Origin of the sequence: Flavobacterium sp., from assembly GCF_039916025.1 — a bacterium.
Classification (GTDB): Bacteria; Bacteroidota; Bacteroidia; order Flavobacteriales; family Flavobacteriaceae; genus Flavobacterium.
Window position 1 is genome coordinate 17,829 of sequence record NZ_JBDSMB010000152.1, and the last position, 19,813, is coordinate 37,641.

The 19,813-nt window shown below is 35.1% G+C and carries 17 protein-coding genes; 10 read left to right on the top strand and 7 right to left on the bottom strand.

The features are described 5' to 3' along the window. Positions 1-15: 15 nt before the first annotated feature. The 5 genes from ABIQ27_RS11645 to ABIQ27_RS11665 form a co-directional block, all read right to left on the bottom strand. Entirely contained in the window at positions 16-1,872 is a 1,857-nt protein-coding gene (locus tag ABIQ27_RS11645; protein WP_348034088.1) for a DNA topoisomerase IV subunit B, read from the bottom strand. Between the two features lie 181 nt (positions 1,873-2,053). Further along, positions 2,054-2,443, bottom strand: a complete 390-nt coding sequence (locus ABIQ27_RS11650; protein ID WP_348034072.1) for a response regulator — start codon at positions 2,441-2,443, stop codon at positions 2,054-2,056. A gap of 18 nt (positions 2,444-2,461) precedes the next feature. Then, positions 2,462-5,260 carry a PAS domain S-box protein gene (locus ABIQ27_RS11655; protein WP_348034073.1) on the bottom strand — a complete coding sequence of 933 codons (2,799 nt, stop codon included), beginning with the start codon at positions 5,258-5,260 and terminating at the stop codon, positions 2,462-2,464. Positions 5,261-5,535: 275 nt separating this feature from the next. Then, positions 5,536-6,630: a redox-regulated ATPase YchF gene (ychF, locus tag ABIQ27_RS11660; protein ID WP_348034074.1), complete on the bottom strand. Its 1,095-nt coding sequence runs from the start codon at positions 6,628-6,630 to the stop codon at positions 5,536-5,538. A gap of 72 nt (positions 6,631-6,702) precedes the next feature. Then, on the bottom strand, positions 6,703-7,866 hold the full coding sequence (locus tag ABIQ27_RS11665) for a hypothetical protein (RefSeq protein ID WP_348034075.1): 1,164 nt from the start codon (positions 7,864-7,866) through the stop codon (positions 6,703-6,705). Between the two features lie 153 nt (positions 7,867-8,019). Between ABIQ27_RS11665 and ABIQ27_RS11670 the strand changes: the two genes are divergently transcribed. Together ABIQ27_RS11670 and ABIQ27_RS11675 are read left to right on the top strand one after the other, a co-directional pair. Further along, positions 8,020-10,464 (top strand): TonB-dependent receptor, encoded by a 2,445-nt coding sequence (locus ABIQ27_RS11670; RefSeq protein WP_348034076.1) that lies wholly within the window; start codon positions 8,020-8,022, stop codon positions 10,462-10,464. A 148-nt stretch (positions 10,465-10,612) separates the two neighbouring features. Continuing rightward, on the top strand, positions 10,613-11,140 hold the full coding sequence (locus ABIQ27_RS11675; protein WP_348034077.1) for a hypothetical protein: 528 nt from the start codon (positions 10,613-10,615) through the stop codon (positions 11,138-11,140). A gap of 51 nt (positions 11,141-11,191) precedes the next feature. Here ABIQ27_RS11675 and ABIQ27_RS11680 read toward each other — a convergent pair whose 3' ends face one another. Beyond that, positions 11,192-11,542 (bottom strand): 4Fe-4S dicluster domain-containing protein, encoded by a 351-nt coding sequence (locus tag ABIQ27_RS11680; protein ID WP_348034078.1) that lies wholly within the window; start codon positions 11,540-11,542, stop codon positions 11,192-11,194. Between the two features lie 150 nt (positions 11,543-11,692). Between ABIQ27_RS11680 and ABIQ27_RS11685 the strand changes: the two genes are divergently transcribed. The 5 genes from ABIQ27_RS11685 (at position 11,693) to ABIQ27_RS11705 (ending at position 15,911) form a co-directional block, all read left to right on the top strand. Then, positions 11,693-12,751 carry an acyl-CoA reductase gene (locus ABIQ27_RS11685; RefSeq protein ID WP_348034079.1) on the top strand — a complete coding sequence of 353 codons (1,059 nt, stop codon included), beginning with the start codon at positions 11,693-11,695 and terminating at the stop codon, positions 12,749-12,751. A 129-nt stretch (positions 12,752-12,880) separates the two neighbouring features. Further along, a complete protein-coding gene (gene serC / locus ABIQ27_RS11690) occupies positions 12,881-13,975 on the top strand; it encodes a 3-phosphoserine/phosphohydroxythreonine transaminase (RefSeq protein ID WP_348034080.1) in 1,095 nt (364 codons plus the stop codon). Between the two features lie 92 nt (positions 13,976-14,067). Continuing rightward, the gene (locus tag ABIQ27_RS11695; RefSeq protein WP_348034081.1) at positions 14,068-15,030 is read left to right on the top strand and encodes a D-2-hydroxyacid dehydrogenase; all 963 of its coding nucleotides are present in this window, start codon (positions 14,068-14,070) and stop codon (positions 15,028-15,030) included. 110 nt (positions 15,031-15,140) lie between these two features. Further along, positions 15,141-15,569 carry a DUF6146 family protein gene (locus ABIQ27_RS11700; protein ID WP_348034082.1) on the top strand — a complete coding sequence of 143 codons (429 nt, stop codon included), beginning with the start codon at positions 15,141-15,143 and terminating at the stop codon, positions 15,567-15,569. 30 nt (positions 15,570-15,599) lie between these two features. Further along, the gene (locus tag ABIQ27_RS11705) at positions 15,600-15,911 is read left to right on the top strand and encodes a DUF6787 family protein (protein ID WP_348034083.1); all 312 of its coding nucleotides are present in this window, start codon (positions 15,600-15,602) and stop codon (positions 15,909-15,911) included. Here ABIQ27_RS11705 and ABIQ27_RS11710 read toward each other — a convergent pair whose 3' ends face one another. Then, entirely contained in the window at positions 15,912-16,208 is a 297-nt protein-coding gene (locus ABIQ27_RS11710) for a hypothetical protein (protein WP_348034084.1), read from the bottom strand. It lies immediately after the preceding gene. Positions 16,209-16,315: 107 nt separating this feature from the next. Between ABIQ27_RS11710 and ABIQ27_RS11715 the strand changes: the two genes are divergently transcribed. Genes ABIQ27_RS11715 through ABIQ27_RS11725 form a run of 3 tightly spaced genes read left to right on the top strand, consistent with a single transcriptional unit; the run spans position 16,316 to position 19,431 of the window. After that, positions 16,316-16,975, top strand: a complete 660-nt coding sequence (locus tag ABIQ27_RS11715) for an ABC transporter ATP-binding protein (RefSeq protein WP_348034085.1) — start codon at positions 16,316-16,318, stop codon at positions 16,973-16,975. 4 nt (positions 16,976-16,979) lie between these two features. Beyond that, the gene (locus tag ABIQ27_RS11720; RefSeq protein WP_348034086.1) at positions 16,980-18,674 is read left to right on the top strand and encodes a hypothetical protein; all 1,695 of its coding nucleotides are present in this window, start codon (positions 16,980-16,982) and stop codon (positions 18,672-18,674) included. Further along, positions 18,667-19,431 carry a TIGR02757 family protein gene (locus ABIQ27_RS11725; protein ID WP_348034087.1) on the top strand — a complete coding sequence of 255 codons (765 nt, stop codon included), beginning with the start codon at positions 18,667-18,669 and terminating at the stop codon, positions 19,429-19,431. The genes ABIQ27_RS11720 and ABIQ27_RS11725 overlap by 8 nt, the downstream gene beginning before the upstream one ends. The last annotated feature ends 382 nt before the right edge of the window (positions 19,432-19,813 follow it).

Consider the following 19,813-nt stretch of genomic DNA (forward strand, 5'->3'; position numbering starts at 1 on the left):
TATAATTCGTAATTCCTAATTCTTTTCCACCACATCCAATTCTACTTTCAGATTATTGATAATGAAAATCTGTCTGTCAGGTGTATTTTTACCCATATAGAATTCCAGTAAAGTCTCAATTGATGTTGACTTATCTAACATTACAGGATCCAGTCGAATGCTGTCGCCAATGAAATGCTTGAACTCGTCCGGTGAAATTTCTCCTAATCCCTTGAATCGTGTGATTTCGGGTTTTGGTTTTAGTTTTTCAATCGCATCAACACGTTCAGGTTCGGAATAGCAATAGATGGTTTCTTTTTTATTTCGCACACGGAATAATGGCGTTTGCAAAATATATAAATGTCCGTCCTTAATCAATTCCGGGAAAAACTGCAGGAAGAATGTAATCAACAGCAATCGGATGTGCATACCATCTACATCGGCATCTGTAGCAATTACGATATTGTTGTAACGCAAATCGCCCATGTCTTCTTCAATATCCAAAGCTGCCTGAAGCAAATTGAATTCCTCGTTTTCGTAAACAATCTTCTTTGACATTCCGTACGAATTCAAAGGCTTTCCACGCAAACTGAAAACGGCTTGTGTATTCACATCACGACTTTTGGTAATCGAACCTGAAGCCGAATCTCCTTCGGTAATGAAAAGCGTACTTTCTAAACTTCGTGGATTTTTGGCATCTGTTAAATGCACACGGCAGTCGCGTAATTTTTTATTGTGTAAGCTTGATTTCTTTGCTCTGTCCTTTGCTAATTTTCTGATTCCGGAAAGTTCTTTACGCTCGCGTTCGGCTTGCAAAATCTTGCGCAATAATAAATCGGCAACTTCAGGGTTTTTATGCAAAAAATTATCAAGCTTTGTTTTGATAAAATCGTTTACAAATGTTCTTACAGATGGGCCTTTTGGACCAATATCTGTTGAGCCCAATTTGGTTTTGGTTTGCGATTCGAAAACAGGTTCTTCTACTTTAACTGCGATTGCCGAAACTATTGATTTTCGGATATCAGAAGCTTCAAAAGGTTTGTTATAAAACTCTTTGATGGTTTTTACAATCGCTTCGCGGAAAGCGCCTAAATGCGTTCCGCCCTGAGTTGTATTCTGACCATTTACAAATGAATGATATTCTTCTGAATATTGCGATTTACTGTGTGTCAAAGCAATTTCGATGTCTTCACCAAGCAAATGAATGATTGGGTAAACACAATCTTCTTCAACAATTGTTTCTTCTAATAAATCTTTTAATCCATTATCAGAATAATACTTTTCACCATTGTAATAAATCGTCAAACCAGTATTCAAATAACAATAATTCTTGAGCATCTTGATAATATACTCATTACGATATTTGTAGTTTTTGAAAATGGTTTCGTCGGCAATGAAAGAAACTTTGGTTCCTTTGCGTTTTGTTGATTCAACTACATCTTCTTCGAGAGTTAGATTTCCTGCTGAGAATTCGGCTGCTTTTTGTTGGTTATCACGAACCGATTCCACACGGAAATAATTGGACAGTGCATTCACGGCTTTGGTACCAACTCCGTTCAAACCTACCGATTTCTTAAACGCTTTCGAATCATATTTCCCACCCGTATTCATTTTGGAAACCACATCAACGACTTTTCCTAGCGGAATTCCACGACCATAATCACGAACGGTAACAAGCTTGTCTTTGATGGTCACTTCAATCACTTTTCCGGCGCCCATAACAAACTCATCGATACAGTTATCTATCGTTTCCTTTAGAAGAATATAAATTCCATCATCTGGTGAAGAACCGTCACCCAGTTTCCCGATATACATTCCGGGACGCATACGAATGTGTTCCTTCCAGTCTAACGAACGAATATTATCTTCGTTATATATATTTTCCTCTTGCATTTTGGATTTATCGAATTTAACTACGTTCAATTCCGCTGCTGCGATTTGCATCAGCCTCGGGTGTGCTAATATATGCAAATCAAAGGATTTTTGAAATGATAGTTATCAAAGTTATTAAGAATAATATTGACAATGAAATTGGGAAGTATCAAATGAAATACATGCTGTTTTTGAAAGACGTTTATTTTTTAAAAACTTCTAACATTTCATCTTCTAATGGTTTGATAAAATAGTCTTTCACCACATCAAATTCTAAGGCTCTGGCTATATCTTTAGGATTGTTTGAAGAGGTCAGCATATATACATTGCATTGTTTTTCGATTACTTTCGGAAATTTTATAAGTTCTTCAAGAAATCCAAAACCGTCCATTTTGGGCATCGATATATCTAAAAAAATTAAGTCAGGAAAAGCATCAAAATCATCTTTAATTTCATTTAAAAAACTAAGCGTGCTTATAGGCGAATTCATGGTTGTAATTTTTTCAGCTATATTATTATCTTCTATGATATGGTTATTGATGTAATTGTCAATATCATTATCATCAACTAAAAGAATGTGATTTGTTTTCATACAAAATAATTTAAGTCATTATTGATTAGGTATTTCAATGCAAAATGCAGAACCTAAACCTAACTCCGATTCAACACTAAACTTTCCATTTAATTTTTCAACTGTTTCTTTAACAATATAAAGACCAAGACCGGAACCTGTTGACAGCGATGTAGTGCGATAGAACATATCAAACACTTTTTCGGTATCACTCTGCGCTATTCCAATTCCGTTGTCTTTGATAATTATAGTTGCTTTATTTTTGTCACAGGTAAAAATAACATTTATAAAAGAATTTTCTTTATCAGCATCGCTATATTTATAGGCATTAGAAATAATATTATTCAAAATCACTCTAAGTCTTTTATAATCGGTGACAAATTTTTCTTTTGAATTGATTATAACTTTAAAATCTATATTTTTTTCATCAGAATATTTAAGGTTTGCGGTAACTTCTCCAACTAACTCTTCAAAAGCGATTTCATTGCTTTCCGGTTCCATTCGGGCATTTCTGGAAAAATTTAAAATATCCTCGATAAAATGATCCAGTTTTGAAGCACTTTTATTAAGCATAGTCAATCTCTCGAGTATTGTATTATACTCTGCATTGTCCTGACTTTTATTTTTTACATCTTTAGCAGTTATATTTATAAGTCCAATCATTGATTTGAGTGGCGCTCTTAAATCATGTGATGTACTGTAAACAAAACGGTCTAATTCTTCATTAGTTTTCTTCAATTCCGAATTGTATCTGATTAGTTCATTTTCGAATGTCTTACTCTCGGTAATATCCCGCATAATTTTTGAGGCACCAACCACATTGCCACTGACATCACTAATAGACGAAATCTTAAGGGAAACGTGAATGATTTCTCCATTTTTCTTTTGTCTGACGGTTTCAAAATGGTCTACTGGATGTCCGTTAGTAACTTGATTTGAAATTTCTTTTTCTTCACTTGTCAAGTAATCGGGAATTAAAAAAGTAACATTCTTGCCTATTGTTTCTTCAGCAGAATAGCCTAATAATTTTTCAGCTCCTTTATTCCAAGATGTAATGATACCGTCTAATGTATTACTGATAATAGCATCGTCGGAAGATTTTACAATAGAAACTGTTAGTGCCTGTTGTGCTTCCAGTTCTTTTCTTTTAGTTATGTCTCTGTAATTTATAATAATGGCTTTTACACTCTCGTTTTTCAATAAATTTAAGACTGTTCCCTCTAACCATATATCATGTCCGTTTTTGTGAATGAACCTGAATTGATTTTGTATTGGCACATTAGGTGATTCAAATACTTCTTTTAAAAAAATTTGTCCGCGATCGGATTCTTCCGAAGTTAAAAATTGTGTAATGTGTTTATCTTTCGCATCTTCAAAACTATAGCCAGATATTCGGTGGGCTGATGGACTTTGATAAATAATCCTGCCTTCTTCATCCAAGAGCAGAATGGCATCACTTATATTTTCTGTTAAGGCGCGATAATGTTCTTCTCTATGCACAAGTTGTTGTTCAGCAAATTTTTGTTCTGTGATATCGGTGATAAACACCAGAACATGTGTAACTTCAAGATTTCTGAATATAGGAACAAGCCTGGATCTTGCCCATTTTCCAAGCGCCAGAGGATTCTCAATTTCTTGCTGTAACCCGGTTTCAAAACAACGTAATAATGACTTTTTGACTCTATCCCGACTTTCTTTTGGTAGGACTTCAATACAATCCTGCCCTATCAATTCTTCTGCAGACATAGTTACTCCCCGGTTAATCGCTTCGATTTTATGAAACCGATTTACATAAACAATGAAATCGGGTGAATTTTCGAATTGTTTTTGAAATAACTCCGTGGCTTTTTTACGCTCGGTAATTACTTCGGTAAATATGATGATACCTCCAATTTCATCCGTAGATTTATACCAGGGATGTACTTCCCATTGCAGCCATTCTACACTTCCATCTGCTCTGAGGATTGAATCTTCCTCTTTTTTTTCAATAACACCTTGCAGACAACGCTGATAAATGTCTTTCCAATCCTGACCAATTTCGGGGAAAACTTCGTACTGTGTTTTACCAATAATATCCTGACCGAAAAGATTATAATCTGCAATCCAGCGACGACTGGTCATTACATAGCGCATTTCATTATCAAACATAGCTAACGAAGCCGGGCTGTGTTCAATAAACAAGTCTAGTTGTGTTTCCCGACTGCTGTTTTTCTTTATCAGGTAATAGGAAAATGGAACTGCAAAGCCAAAAGCTATGATTAAAATCCAAATAAATTTCTGAGTGTAAGAGCTATAAACTTCAGCATTTTTTTTATTGATTTCATTTCCGATTTCAACTTGAAGGCGAAGCAGTTTACTGGCTTCACGTATGACCGAATTTAAATTTGAGTGCAACTCGTTTTTGAGAATACTACTAAGTAAATTAGCATCTTCTTTTTGCAATCCCTTTTTTAAGTTATCAATGGTAATGTTGGACTGGTCAATTTTAATTCCCATTCGGGCAGCCAGCTGCTTTTCTTTAGAAGTAAGATATGTTACAAGATAATTTTTCCATTTAGTTTTAATGCTTTCTTGATCCTGAGTAACATTTTGTAACGCTTCTCTGTAGGTTATTTGTTTATTATCAACCTGATGAACAGTTGCGATTATAGAAGAAGCATAAAAGCGAATATCTCCCAATTGATCCATAGGCAACATTCTATCGACATATAATTCTTTTGAACTTTTGTTTAATCTTTTAACTTCTAAAACACCATAAACACCAACCCCTATAATGAACAGAGACATGACAACTACTAATAGGGTTAATTCCAGAGAGCCTTTTATCTTCTTTACCATAAATTATCAATTATAGGGTCAATAACTTTTAAATCAACATGTTAAATCTGGAGATATTTAAAAAATATATGTGCAAAGGGCAGTTTATAACAAATATAAAAAATATCCTTACCAAATATTAAAAAAAGTGATGAAAAGCAGAAGAAATACTATAGAAGAAATCGAATAAGTCCTACATTTGGTTAAACAGATTTTCTTAAAAAATAAAGATTTTATAATAGAAAACCTGCTAAAGAAATTTAGCAGGTTTTTTATCTTTTATGTATTATCGAGAGTTATACGTTAAAACGGAAATGCATCACATCACCATCTTTCACGATATATTCTTTTCCTTCTACTCTTAGTTTTCCGGATTCTTTTGCTTTAGCTTCTGAACCTAAATTTGAGTAATCATCATAAGCAATAACTTCAGCACGGATGAATCCTTTTTCAAAATCGGTGTGGATGACTCCGGCCGCTTTTGGTGCGGTATCGCCGATGTTGATTGTCCACGCACGAACTTCTTTTACTCCGGCAGTGAAATAAGTTTGTTGCTTTAAAAGTTTATAAGCAGCACGAATCAAAACTGCAGAACCCGGTTCTTTTAAACCTAAATCTTCAAGGAACATCTGACGTTCTTCGTAGGTTTCCAATTCGGTGATATCGGCTTCAGTTCCAACAGCCAAAACGATAACTTCAGCGTTTTCGTCTTTTACTAATTCACGAACCTTGTCAACATATTTATTTCCGGTCGCAGCCGAATCTTCGTCAACATTGCAAACGTATAAAACAGGTTTGTTGGTGATCAATTGGAAATCTTCCAGTAAATCTATTTCGTCTTGATTTTGAGCTTCAACCGTTCTGGCCGATTTTGCCTGTAATAAATTTTCGCGAATTCTGTCTAACAATGCTTTTTCAGTTTGTGCTTCTTTGTTTCCTGTTTTCGCTGCACGATTTACTTTTTCCAAACGTTTTTCAACGGTTTCCAAATCTTTCAATTGCAATTCGATATCGATAGTTTCTTTATCGCGGATTGGATTTACATTGCCATCTACGTGGATAATATTATCGTTATCAAAACAACGCAACACGTGAATAATCGCATTGCACTCTCTGATATTTGCCAAGAACTGATTTCCTAAGCCTTCACCTTTGCTTGCTCCTTTTACCAAACCTGCAATATCAACGATATCAACAGTTGCCATTTGAACACGTTCCGGTTTTACCAATTCTTCCAATCTGTTTATTCTTGGATCAGGAACATTTACCACACCAATGTTTGGTTCGATAGTACAAAATGGAAAGTTCGCACTTTGTGCTTTGGCGTTTGACAAACAATTAAATAAAGTTGATTTTCCAACATTTGGTAATCCTACAATTCCTGCTTTCATGGTGATTTTATTATTAAAAAAGTGTGCAAATATAGCGTAATAAAATCAAGAAGCAAAAAGAGGGTTGAAAGCTTATTCTCTATTTTCAATGGATGCGATTATTTTCTGCTCTTCGTCTGTAGAAGTTAGCCCGGAAACATCCCAATAATTAGTTAATATGGTGTTCTTTTTATTGTATAGTGTTTTGTCCTTAAAAACCTCACTCTCTTTATAAGTGAAATTCTTATCATTGAAATTAGTGATTACGAAGCAATTTTTAACTTCTATATCGGTTGTTTTCTTTTTATCAATTTTTTCAAACCCAATTTCTTCTTTCGAGCCTATTAAATAATATCCAAAACCTTCAATTCTATAAATTGCTTTAAATGAAGATTTGTAAATATTTTTAGAGCCGACAGTAGTTTTATCCTTGGTATTCGCAAGCGTTGTTGGAGAAACTATTGTACTCACTTCAATAATCAACTTTTTTGTCCTGTCGTAAAGGATTGTATAATCATCCAATAAGCCTTTCTCGCTTTCTAAAGGAGTTACAACCATTAAATTATAATCAGAATTGGCTGAATACCCTTTAATCAAAAACTCATATTTCTTCTTACTACCAACATCTAAAAGGGGATTAAGATATTTGAAACCATAATAATTTTCCATGATGTTATTAAGATTATATCCTAAAGCATCACTACCTATTTCGTCGTTTACTAAACCATAGGATCGGTTTTGCTCTACCAAAATATTATTTTTCAGATTCTTATCCTTACCATATAATTGAAAATTCATCAATCCATCATTGTAATACGCATAGTTTCCATTGAGTTTTAAAAACTCTCTGGAATAGACTTTCAATCTTGCCGGAATCGTTAATTTTTTGGTTGAATTTGCAACTAATTCGTTTAGTATTTTTTGAGGATGCTTCTTGGTAACAATGATTTCATCCAAACCGTTTACATTGTTTTTTAAATAGAAAAAATTCTCTTTCTCTTTTAAAATGGTTGATTTTAACTTAACTGTGTTATAAGAAGAATGTGTTATTTGAATATTGGAAATACCTTTTAAAACAAAAGTGGCTTTCCCTTCAGCATTACTCAATAAAGTCTGCTTAGTCCTTGCAATAAAAACGGTTACATCTTCAATGGGGAGATTAGTATCAATATCAATTAATACAATAGATTTCTCAACGTTTTGAGACAAAACGCTGACACTATAGATTAAAAATAATAGTACAATTATCCTTTTCATAATAAATTTGGGTTAATCAAATTTAATAAAATAATTGTTAGCATAGCAAAATTATCTATTTGATTGTTAAATAGTTGGGATTATTTCATTATTTTACATAAAAAAATAACAAAAAAAAATTAAATTGCACTTCTAACATCTAACCAATATTTTATGAAAAAAATTACTCTATTATTATTAGTCGCTCCGATTTCGGTAGTTTTTGCTCAAACTGAGCCCGTCGAAACTAAATCAGATTCGACAAAAGTCCAGGCACTGCAGGAAGTACAAATTGTAGGTTCCAGAAATGCTAAACGAACGGTTATAAATTCAGCCGTTCCCATCGACATCATCAATGTAAAAGATGTTACAACCCAAAGCGGTAAAATTGAAATCAATGAATTGCTTCAATATTTAGCGCCTTCATTCAATGCCAACAAACAATCAGGTTCTGATGGTGCTGACCACGTTGACCCGGCTACATTAAGAGGTATGGGACCAGACCAGACTTTGGTTTTAATCAACGGAAAAAGAAGACATCAATCATCGTTAGTCAATTTGTTTGGAACACGTGGCCGTGGCAATACCGGAACCGATTTGAATGCTATTCCCGCAAGTGCAATCAAACGAATTGAAATTCTTCGTGATGGTGCTGCTGCGCAATATGGTTCTGATGCTATTGCCGGTGTAATTAATATTGTTTTGAATGACAATGTCAATGAATTTAACGGTTCTATTACTACCGGAATATATAAAAATGATGCCGAAGGCGATTTTCTTCCGGGCACGCCAAATACGCCAGGTTATGAATTAGACCAAAACGGTAACGGAAACTCCTATGGCAAAGACCATAAATATGATGGTTTTTCAGTTAAGGCCGGAGCCAATTATGGTTTTAGATTAGGAAAAAATGGTGGGTTTGCAAATTTGACCGGAGAATATGTGTCAAAAGACAAAACATTACGTCCAGCTTTTGACTTCAGAAAAGGTTTTGGAGATGCTGAAATCAAGAGTTATAATTTTATGGCTAACGTACAGGTTCCACTTTCAAAAAATCTTGATATTTATGCCTTTGGCGGAAGAAACAACCGAAATACAGATGCGTATGCCTTTACCAGAAATGATGGAGAAAGAGTTGTAGAATCGATTTATCCAGGTGGTTATACACCAAGAATCACTTCTGAAATTATAGACAATTCCGCTGCGCTTGGATTCAAATATAGAACTGGTGGATGGAACATTGATTTTAGCAATGCTTTTGGTCAAAATAAATTTGATTATACAATCAAAGGAACTCTCAATGCGAGTTTGGAAGATGCCTCTCCAACAGAATTTGATGCCGGAGGATTTAGCTTGTTTCAAAATACAACCAATTTGGATTTCTCAAAAAACTTTAAATCAGTTTTAAAAGGTCTTAACTTCGCTTTTGGTGGTGAATATCGCTTAGAGAAATATGAAATTACGGCTGGAGAAATTGGTTCGTATGCGACTTTTGATACCAATGGAAATCCGATTGTAGATCCATTAACACAAACTGCTCCTATTGACCCAATTTCTGGAAATCCAAGACCTGGTGGTTCTCAAGGTTTCCCTGGTTTTAGCCCGGCTAACGAAGTCGACGAGCAAAGAACAAGCGCCGCTGCTTATGTCGATGCTGAACTTGATGTATCAGAAGATTTTTTATTGGGAACCGCACTTCGTTATGAGAATTATAGCGATTTCGGAAACACATTAAATCTTAAAATGGCATATAAATTTAAGATGTGTGACCATGTAAGTTTAAGAGGTTCATTCAGCACTGGATTCAGAGCGCCGTCATTGGCACAAATATATTTCAACACCAGTTTCACTAACTTTAATGCCAGTGGTGCTTCAGAAGTTTTATTGGCTGCAAATGGAAGTGCCGTTACTGAAGGTTTTGGAATTGATAAACTAAGAGAAGAAAAATCAAGAAATGGTTCAATAGGTCTGACTGGAAGATTCGGAAAATTCACAGCCACTATTGATGGTTACTTAATAAACGTAAGCGACAGAATTGTACTTACCGGTTATTTTGATGCAACTGCTTTGAACTTAAATGTAGATTCTGCTCAGTTTTTCGTAAACGGTGTGAGTACAGTTACAAAAGGAGTTGATGTTGTTATGTCCTGGAGAAATACTTTTGGGAGCTCTAAATTTGAAGCCACATTGGTTGGAAACATTAATAGCATGGAAGTTACCCATGTAAATAATGGAGGTTTAGATCAGGAAACTTTCTTTGGAGCACGTGAGATTGCGTTTTTAAAAGCATCAGCACCAAATAATAAGTTTGGTTTAAACTTAAACTATGAGAGAAAATGGTTTAATATTGGAACAGCTTTCACCCGATTCAGTAAAGTAGTTCTTGTAGATTATGCTGGTGCAGATAATGTTTACGATGCAAAAATCGTGACTGATTTAACACTTGGATTTCAAATTGTGAAACAAGTAAAATTAACGTTAGGAAGCAATAACTTATTCAATATCTATCCAACAAAACAAGACGAATCCGGAAACACAGAAGCTGGTGGTTATTGGGATGCGGTTCAAATGGGCTTCAATGGAGCTTATTACTACACCAGACTTAGTTTCAAGTTTTAATTTTTAGAATACCTAACCAATAAAGATCCTGAGCTAACACTCAGGATTTTTTTATGTGAAAAATATAATTTAAACTTATAATCATGTAACATCTTTTAAGTGCTAAGAAAGTAGATTTGTAAAATACTAATCATAAAAATTAATTATTATGAAAACTACAATTTTAGGATTGTTCGCTTTACTACTTTCTTTGAGTATTCAGGCACAAAATCAAAACAAGAAGACCGAAACAGTAACAACAACTACCACTGTAAAAGACGATGCGGGACAACATCAGGTTGTTAAAAAAGAAGAAATAAAAGAAGTTCAGAATATTGAGCTTAAAGATGTACCGGCAGGTACATTAAATACTGATATACAGCCAACGCAAACCCAGGCAACTATAACTACTAAAGTTAGTGTTGATGGAAATGAAAAAATTGTTGATGTTGACCACACGGCCTATTATTCTTATAATGGTGAAAAATATCATGTGCTTTCTGATAAATCAGGATATACTGTTACCGGTACAAAGAATGTTTCATTGTTGAGAAGAACTTCTGGCAATAATTACATTTACAAAAACAAAAATAGATTTTCAGTGGGACATTTTGATGCCAACGGAAACTTGGTATTAGAAACCTATGACGAAAAAACAGATACGGTTACAACAGAAGTATTCAACCTGCAAAAATAAGCTTGCCCCCTTATTACTAAAAATCCTGAGTGAAAGCTCAGGATTTTTTATTTACTCATTGTGCAAAAATGATTGTCGATTTAAAAGCGTTTCTTCGCTTTCGACATGATTGTCATCGGGAACACAGCAATCTACAGGGCAAACAGCTGCGCATTGTGGCTCTTCATGAAAACCTTTGCACTCAGTGCATTTTCCCGGAACTATATAATAAATATCGTCAGAAATCGGTGTTTGTGCCGCATCCGAATCTACTTCAGTGCCATCAGGCAAAATTACTTTCCCTCTAAGCGTGGTTCCGTCTTTGTAACGCCAATCGTCTGCACCTTCATAAATCGCAGTGTTTGGACACTCAGGTTCGCAAGCACCACAGTTTATACATTCGTCAGTTATAATGATTGCCATTTTATATATTTTAGATAAAAGAATATAGAAAATGGAATATAGACTAAGAACTTTTCAGTTTATGAAAATTCATCTTTTCTCTTTATTCTATTTTCTATTATCTTACTTTTGTGCAAAATTACAATCAAAACACTTCATAACCAAATCTAAATGGATTCTATTAACACAAAATTACCTTTTGTAGCATTAGGGAAATTTTTAAGTCAATTTACTTTGAATGAACAAATTATGTATGCTGATGTGCTTCACAATGATTTGTACTTTGAAAAATTTAAAGACTTACTGGCACTTTCTCAATCTCATAACGGATGGTTTACTCCGGAACAGGTTTATTTTGCTGTGCAGTCCTGGGCTGAAGCTTTGAAAGAGGACAATTTGAATGAATGGATATCATCTTATGATTTATCAGTTGTGCAGCCAAAAACTGTTGGTTTAATTCTCGCCGGGAATATTCCTTTGGTTGGATTTCACGACTTTCTTTCGGTGTTAATTTCCGGACATAAAGTATTGGTAAAAACATCTTCTAACGACCAGCATCTGATAAAGTTTTTAGCTAATTATCTGATTAGCGTTGAACCAAAACTAGCTGATTCAATAACATTTACTGACGGAAAATTAGAAAACTTTGATGCTGTCATTGCAACCGGAAGCAACAATACCGCGCGTTATTTTGAATTTTACTTTAAAAACAAGCCAAATATCATCCGCAAAAGCAGAAATTCGGTTGCCGTTTTAAACGGAAAAGAATCCCAAGAGGATTTAGTGAATTTAGGTGAGGATATTTTCAGGTATTTTGGTTTGGGTTGCCGCAATGTTTCCAAACTTTTCGTGCCGAAAGACTATAGTTTTGAGGCTTTCTTTAAAGCAATCTATGAATACAAGGATGTTATTTTCTATGAAAAATATTCAAACAACTACGATTACAATAAAGCAGTTTTTCTAATGAGTAATTTCAAATTACTGGATAACGAATTCCTGACTTTAAAAGAAGATGCGAGCTACGCCTCGCCTATTTCTTCTGTGTTTTATGAATACTATGAAGATATTGCTGATTTACAGACACGTTTAACAAACGAAGCCGGGCAAATTCAGTGTGTTGTTTCTAAAGGTTTGATTGAAAACTCGATTCCTTTTGGGCAAACCCAACAGCCTAAACTTTGGGATTATGCTGATAATGTGGATACTTTAGCATTTTTAACGACTTTGTAATATTCGCAACAATTGTTATAAACTATAACGTTTTCGTTAATAACATCGTTTAATTATTGCGGAATTCTAATCCCTTTTTAAAAAGTCGTTTACGAAATTTGCAACTCAATTTATTAGAAATCTGTTACCATGAAAAAACATAATTACAGCGCTGGCCCATGCATTTTGCCACAAGAAGTATTTGAAAAATCAGCACAAGCCGTTTTGAATTTTAATAATTCTGATTTATCTATTCTTGAGATTTCTCATAGAAGCAAAGATTTCGTTGCTGTTATGGATGAAGTTAGAGCTTTGGCTTTAGAACTTTTAGGTTTGGAAGGAAAAGGGTATCAGGCTTTGTTTTTACAAGGTGGAGCGAGTATGGAGTTTTTGATGGTTCCATATAATTTGATGAAAGTGGATGGAAAGGCTGCTTATTTAGACACTGGAACGTGGGCAAACAATGCGATAAAAGAAGCTAAATTATTTGGTGAAACGGTTGTTGTAGCTTCATCTTCAGCACAAAACTACAATCATATCCCAACTGATTATACTATTCCTGCCGATGCAAATTATTTTCACTGCACGAGTAACAATACTATTTTTGGAACGCAAATGAAATCGTTTCCAAAAACTAATGTTCCAGTAGTTTGTGATATGAGTTCTGATATCTTCTCAAGAAGTTTAGACTTTACACAATTTGATTTAATCTATGCTGGTGCTCAAAAAAATATGGGTGCTGCCGGAACGACTTTGGTTATTGTAAAAGAAGAAATCTTAGGAAAATCAGGAAGAACTATTCCAAGTATCTTGGATTATGAAAAACATATCAAAGCGGAAAGCATGTACAATACACCTGCGGTTTTCGCGGTATACACATGCCTACTGACTTTACAATGGTTGAAAAATATGGGCGGAATTGCGGCTGTTGAAAAAATCAACGAAGCCAAAGCGACTTTGCTTTACAATGAGATTGACAGAAACACATTATTCATTGGAACTGCTGATCAAAAAGACAGAAGTAACATGAATGCAACTTTTTTATTGGTTGACGAAAAGAATCAGGAGGCTTTTGACAAAATGTGGAAAGACACTGGAATATCCGGTATTGCAGGTCACCGTTCTGTTGGTGGATATCGTGCATCGATGTATAATGCGTTGCCATTAGAAAGCGTACAGGTTTTAGTAGATGTGATGAAGAAACTTGAGGAAGTTCACAGTAATCAGTCGCAGTTAGCAGAATAATAGCCCGGATTGGAGCGAGCTACCATGTAGCGCGGAAAGCCGGATTAGCTTCACAATTTTAAAATTCAAAATTTATAATTTAAAATAACAGCATGAAAGTATTAGCCAACGACGGAATTTCTAAAAGCGGTATCAAAGCATTAGAAAAAGGTGGTTTTGAAGTGATTACAACCAAGGTCGCTCAAGAGCAGGTTGCCAATTATATAAATGAGCACAAAATTTCGGTAATCATTGTCAGAAGCGCTACCAAAGTGCGTCAGGATATTATTGATAATTGTCCGAGTTTAAAAATCATCGGTCGCGGAGGTGTTGGAATGGATAATATTGATGTGGAATATGCGCGTGCTAAAGGTTTACATGTTATAAATACGCCGGCTTCTTCTTCTGAAAGTGTTGCCGAATTGGTATTTGCCCATTTGTTTACCGGAGTTCGTTTTCTACAGGATTCCAATAGAAATATGCCTTTGGAAGGTGATACCAACTTTGATGGTCTGAAAAAAGCATACGCTAACGGAATTGAATTACGCGGCAAAACTTTAGGGATTATCGGTTTTGGACGTATCGGTCAGGCGGTAGCCAAAATGGCGCTTGGACTTGGAATGAGAGTAATTGCTGCGGACAAGTTTGTTGATAATGCCGAAGTAAAAGTAGATTTCTACAACGGGCAATTCATCAATGTTGAGTTTATAACAGAACCAATGGAAGATGTGTTCAAACACTCTGATTTTATTACACTTCACGTTCCTGCACAAGAAGGTTATGTGATTGGAAAAGAAGAATTTGCACAGATGAAAGATGGCGTTGGTATAGTGAATTGCGCCCGTGGTGGCGTAATCGATGAAGTGGCTTTGATTGAAGCGTTAGATTCAGAAAAAGTATTATTTGCAGGATTAGATGTATTTGAAAATGAACCAACTCCGGAAATTCAAATATTAATGCATCCAAAAATATCGTTGACGCCTCATATCGGAGCGGCTACTTTGGAAGCACAAGACAGAATTGGAACTGAATTAGCAGAACAGGTTATCAGTTTGTTAAAAGTTGAGAACGTATAAAATATTGATTTATATACTTGAAAACCACGCCATTCGCGTGGTTTTTTATTATGTTAAAATTGGCCTAATCTTTGCATGTTTTTCGTAATTTTATAACAAACTAAACAGCCATGAGAAAGATAGTAGTCCCATTACTTTTTATTGTTGTTTTGGCTTCCTGTCATTTTGACAAGAATATTACAACCAAAGCAAAAACGCCCGACGCTAAGTCATCAGATGTTGTTAGGATTGCCAATGATTCCCTGGAATATGAAGTTATTATTATGGATTCCGGATTTAGCAGCTGGCTGGCAAGTCAGGCCAAACCAAGAAGTTTTTATTCAGAAAGTTATTTAGAAGGCCGTAATCAGATTTATGTTTCGGAATGGAACAACAGGGTTTTGCAACCTCAACGATACGGTAATCTGTATGAAATGCAAATCAATTATGACAGGAATGTGCATTACGGTTATGAAGTAAACTATTTGATATATAACTACATGATTTATTTTCAAACTGTCAATAAACAACAATTAAGCGGATTTGCTCCAAGGCCATAAATTAAGTAGCTTTGCATAACTTTTAGATAGATGGCAAACTTCAAAGAACGTTGGAATATTAAATCGAATTGGCAACTTTGTGTCATCTTTGTTGTGTTTGCAGTTACTGGTTCTACCGCAGCTTATCTTTCAAAACCAATTTTAGCTTTTCTCGGAATCAATAAATCCAATCCCTGGGAATATTATCCGTTGTATATTATCCTAATCTTCCCTGTATATCAGGTATTGCTCGTATGCTTTGGATTTCTATTTGGACAATTTAAGTTCTTCTGGGCTTTCGAAAAGAAAATGCTCAGAGCTTGTGGCTTAGGATTTATTGCCAATTGGTTTGAAAAGAAATAATCATTTCTCTCCTTTTATTTTATACACATAAAACCAGGTAAGCGTAAACGTTGGAATAAAGTTAATGCCTGGTATTAGTTCTTCTGCAAAATCAAAGATACCGGCAATCTTACCAATTTCACCTTTATACATTCTGGATAAGATGAATCCGGATAACGGTGCCCAAAGTAATGCCAGCGGAGGAAATCCAGTCGGAATCATTCCAATCACATCCATTAGAATGCTAATATAAAGTTTGATTTTCTTTGTAGCCTCTGAAGTTTTAGAGGCTCTGATTGATTTCGTTTTACTCATCATATTAAATTTTTTAACCCTTCTATACAAATCTAATGCCGCAATGAAAAGAAGCGAAAAGAGTTAGTTAATTAAACAATATCTTTGTTACTTTGTGAAAAATACTCCAGATGATTGTTGCCAATAATATTCATAAATACTACGATAGTTTACATGTTTTAAAAGGTGTTGATTTGCATATTAAAAAAGGTGAAATTGTTTCCATTGTTGGAGCATCCGGAGCTGGGAAAACTACCTTATTGCAAATATTAGGCACCTTAGATAATCCTGCAAAAGAAAGTAATACATCACTTGAAATAAACAAACAAAACTTATTGATAATGAAAGACAAAGCGTTATCTAAGTTTAGAAATACCAGCCTCGGTTTTATATTCCAATTCCATCAATTATTACCAGAATTTACCGCATTGGAAAACGTTTGCATTCCAGCTTTTATTGCCGGAAAAGACAAAGCAACAACGGAAGTGGAAGCCAAAAAGTTATTGGATTATCTTGGCTTATCCGAAAGAATCAATCACAAACCAAATGAGCTTTCGGGCGGTGAACAACAACGTGTGGCTGTAGCCCGCGCTTTGATAAACAAACCCGATGTTATTTTTGCCGATGAGCCTTCCGGGAATTTAGACACAGCTTCAGCAGAAAACCTGCATCAATTGTTTTTTAAATTGAGAGATGAATTTGGACAAACCTTTGTAATTGTTACCCACAACGAGATTTTTGCCGATATGGCCGACCGAAAGCTGGTCATGAAAGATGGACTAATCGTTTGACGATATGATACTAATTCTACCTAGTTGGCTTTATATTTTTATCACGGCAATTAGCTTTGGCATAGCGTTTTCTAAAGTTTTACGAATACAGCGGTTTGATGTTGTCACAACTCCAATTATAGGATTATTTTCTATCACACTTTTAGCTACCGTTTGGGCGTTCTTTGCTCCTATTGCTGTTGGATTTCATATTGTTTTAATTTTGCTTACTGTTTTATTTTGGTACAGAAATAAAACAACCTTTACTTCGATTTTAAAAGACACTTTAGTCCAAATAAAATGGTTCTCCTATCCTGTCAAAATACTGTTTGCAGCCAGTAGTTTTTTAGCATTAGCACAAAGCGCTACGCTGCCTTTTATAATTGATAATGAATCTTATTACATCCAAACAATCAAATGGCTCAATGAGTATGGCTTTGTCAAAGGATTGGCCAATTTGCATCTGTTTTTGGGCCAAACCAGCGGTTGGCACATTACACAAAGTGTGTACAGCTTTTCGTTTGTATATGATAGGTTTAATGATTTGAATGGATTTTGCCTGCTGTTGGGGAATTTCTTTGCGTTTCAAAAAATACATCTTTATTTCGCTAAAGGCAATCGATTGGATTTACTTTTTGGTTTGTTGCCACTGACGTATGCGTTCCTGTTTCAGTTTGTCAGTTCACCGTCGCCTGATTTCCCGGTATATATTTTTGGATTTATTTTGTTTTCAATCTATCTCCAAAATGAAGTCACCCGCGACAGCTTCATTATCATTACAACCCTAACATTGTTTGCCGTTTATATAAAGATTACAGCGGTTGTTTTATTATTATTTCCATTGATTTTATTGCTAAAACACTTTGGTGTTTTAAAAAAAAATCTGTTTGCCGTAAGCTGTCTCGGTGGTTTAGTGTTGCTCTTATTTGTTTCAAAAAACAGTATGCTTACGGGCTATCCTTTATTCCCGCTGTTTTGTTTTAGATTGAGTGATTTGGACTATACGATTCCAACGATTATTATGGATTTCTTCTTCAGCAAAGACATGCTGAATTCATTTTATATTTCTTATGGCACTTTTGATGGTCTTTCGCTATTGGATATCGTTAAACATTATTTTTTTAATAACGGCATGGCTGGTTTTATTGGTATTGTATCATCACTGATACTAATAGTTACTCCAATTGTAATCTTCAAAAAGCAGTTGCCAAAAAAACTTTGGACAATCTATTTAACTTTTTTAGTATTGGTGGTTTTGCTTTGTCTTAGTTCACCACAGTATCGTTTTTATGTATATTTCACTTTGTTCTTTTTGTTATTATTGTTATCGTTATGGATTGGCAATTCAAAATGGATACTTCGTTTTTATACTTTGAGCATGGTGATGGTTGGGATTTTAGTCTTTATTCCTTTATCCTTTGGAAGCATGACAACGAATGAATTGCTCGCTCAAAACAGCACATTTCATTTAAAGAACATTGTCGTTCCTGAGCCAAACTCTAAATGGGCACCCGAATACAAAGGTGGCAGCGTTGGTAATATGTCCTATCATTCTCCGGCTGACACTTCAATTTTCTGGGTTACAGGCAATGGCGAATTACCTTGTGTTAATGAAGAGCAGATAAAGTATTTCGAACAGGGTTTTTTTTATATTCCGCAACAGCGCAGCACTGATTTGAATGATGGTTTTTATACCCAAAAAATCAGTGGTCATGAATAAGACTGAACTCAAGGAATTCCTCGACGAGAAAGTAATTCAATACAACACCTTAGATTTTATCGACAGCGATCCTGTTCAGATTCCGCATTTGTTTTCATTAAAAGAAGATATTGAAATAGCAGGTTTTTTGACAGCAACAATTGCCTGGGGCAATCGCAAGATGATTATCAACAACAGCAAGCGGATGATGGATATGCTGGGCAATTCGCCTTATGATTTCATTATGGACCACAATGACACCCAATTGGAAAAGCTCCATGGGTTTGTGCATCGCACGTTTAACAGCGATGATTTTAAAACCTTTGTCAAAGCACTGCAGCATATTTATGCCAATCACAACGGATTAGAATCGGCTTTCGCCAAAAACCAACAGTCGCTATCCATGCAGCCTTCGATAGCTGAATTTAAAAAGTTGTTCTTTGAAGTTCCTCATCAGACACGAACCATGAAACATGTTTCCAATCCAATGCAGGGTTCGGCGGCGAAACGTATTAATATGTTCCTGCGATGGATGGTTCGGCAAGACAAGCAAGGTGTTGACTTTGGTATCTGGAAAAGCATTTCTTCTGCTTCACTTTCGTGTCCGCTGGATGTACATTCCGGAAATGTTGCCCGTAAACTGGGATTGCTTATGCGTAAGCAAAACGATGGCAAGGCACTGGCTGAATTAGATGCCGCTCTACGTAAACTTGATGCTAACGACCCTGTGAAGTATGACTTTGCTTTGTTTGGATTGGGTGTGTTTGAAGGGTTTTGATTAGACTGACTTAGACTGCTTAGGTTTTTAGTCTTGCTTAGACATATAAAAAAAGCGAGAGATTATTCATCTTTCGCTTTCCCATTTAAGTTTATCAAATAAATGACTTACTTAATTGTCCTATAAAAGTACTCAAAAACTTCTTATATAGTTTCAATTTAACATTGTTTTAACCCAGTGTTAAAATCGTATTTCTATTTTGTTTACATTTACGAAGTAGTGCAATCCCAAGTCATTAATTAACCTAGTATTCGAAGACGTTAGCGTCTTTTTAACCACTAACCAAAACCAAATGACAAAAACACTAACCAAGTACCGCATTGAATCTATTGATTTATTAAAAGGATTGGTCATGGTAATCATGGCACTAGACCATACCCGG

Bases quoted from the DNA above. Each gene is read 5' to 3' on its own strand.
- ABIQ27_RS11695 (WP_348034081.1), top strand. From the start codon at position 14,068: ATGAAAGTATTAGCCAACGACGGAATTTCTAAAAGCGGTATCAAAGCA.
- ABIQ27_RS11700 (WP_348034082.1), top strand. From the start codon at position 15,141: ATGAGAAAGATAGTAGTCCCATTACTTTTTATTGTTGTTTTGGCTTCC.
- ABIQ27_RS11715 (WP_348034085.1), top strand. From the start codon at position 16,316: ATGATTGTTGCCAATAATATTCATAAATACTACGATAGTTTACATGTT.
- ABIQ27_RS11675 (WP_348034077.1), top strand. From the start codon at position 10,613: ATGAAAACTACAATTTTAGGATTGTTCGCTTTACTACTTTCTTTGAGT.
- ABIQ27_RS11725 (WP_348034087.1), top strand. From the start codon at position 18,667: ATGAATAAGACTGAACTCAAGGAATTCCTCGACGAGAAAGTAATTCAA.
- ychF (WP_348034074.1), bottom strand. From the start codon at position 6,630: ATGAAAGCAGGAATTGTAGGATTACCAAATGTTGGAAAATCAACTTTA.
- ABIQ27_RS11710 (WP_348034084.1), bottom strand. From the start codon at position 16,208: ATGATGAGTAAAACGAAATCAATCAGAGCCTCTAAAACTTCAGAGGCT.
- serC (WP_348034080.1), top strand. From the start codon at position 12,881: ATGAAAAAACATAATTACAGCGCTGGCCCATGCATTTTGCCACAAGAA.
- ABIQ27_RS11670 (WP_348034076.1), top strand. From the start codon at position 8,020: ATGAAAAAAATTACTCTATTATTATTAGTCGCTCCGATTTCGGTAGTT.
- ABIQ27_RS11705 (WP_348034083.1), top strand. From the start codon at position 15,600: ATGGCAAACTTCAAAGAACGTTGGAATATTAAATCGAATTGGCAACTT.
- ABIQ27_RS11655 (WP_348034073.1), bottom strand. From the start codon at position 5,260: ATGGTAAAGAAGATAAAAGGCTCTCTGGAATTAACCCTATTAGTAGTT.
- ABIQ27_RS11650 (WP_348034072.1), bottom strand. From the start codon at position 2,443: ATGAAAACAAATCACATTCTTTTAGTTGATGATAATGATATTGACAAT.
- ABIQ27_RS11645 (WP_348034088.1), bottom strand. From the start codon at position 1,872: ATGCAAGAGGAAAATATATATAACGAAGATAATATTCGTTCGTTAGAC.
- ABIQ27_RS11680 (WP_348034078.1), bottom strand. From the start codon at position 11,542: ATGGCAATCATTATAACTGACGAATGTATAAACTGTGGTGCTTGCGAA.
- ABIQ27_RS11720 (WP_348034086.1), top strand. From the start codon at position 16,980: ATGATACTAATTCTACCTAGTTGGCTTTATATTTTTATCACGGCAATT.
- ABIQ27_RS11665 (WP_348034075.1), bottom strand. From the start codon at position 7,866: ATGAAAAGGATAATTGTACTATTATTTTTAATCTATAGTGTCAGCGTT.
- ABIQ27_RS11685 (WP_348034079.1), top strand. From the start codon at position 11,693: ATGGATTCTATTAACACAAAATTACCTTTTGTAGCATTAGGGAAATTT.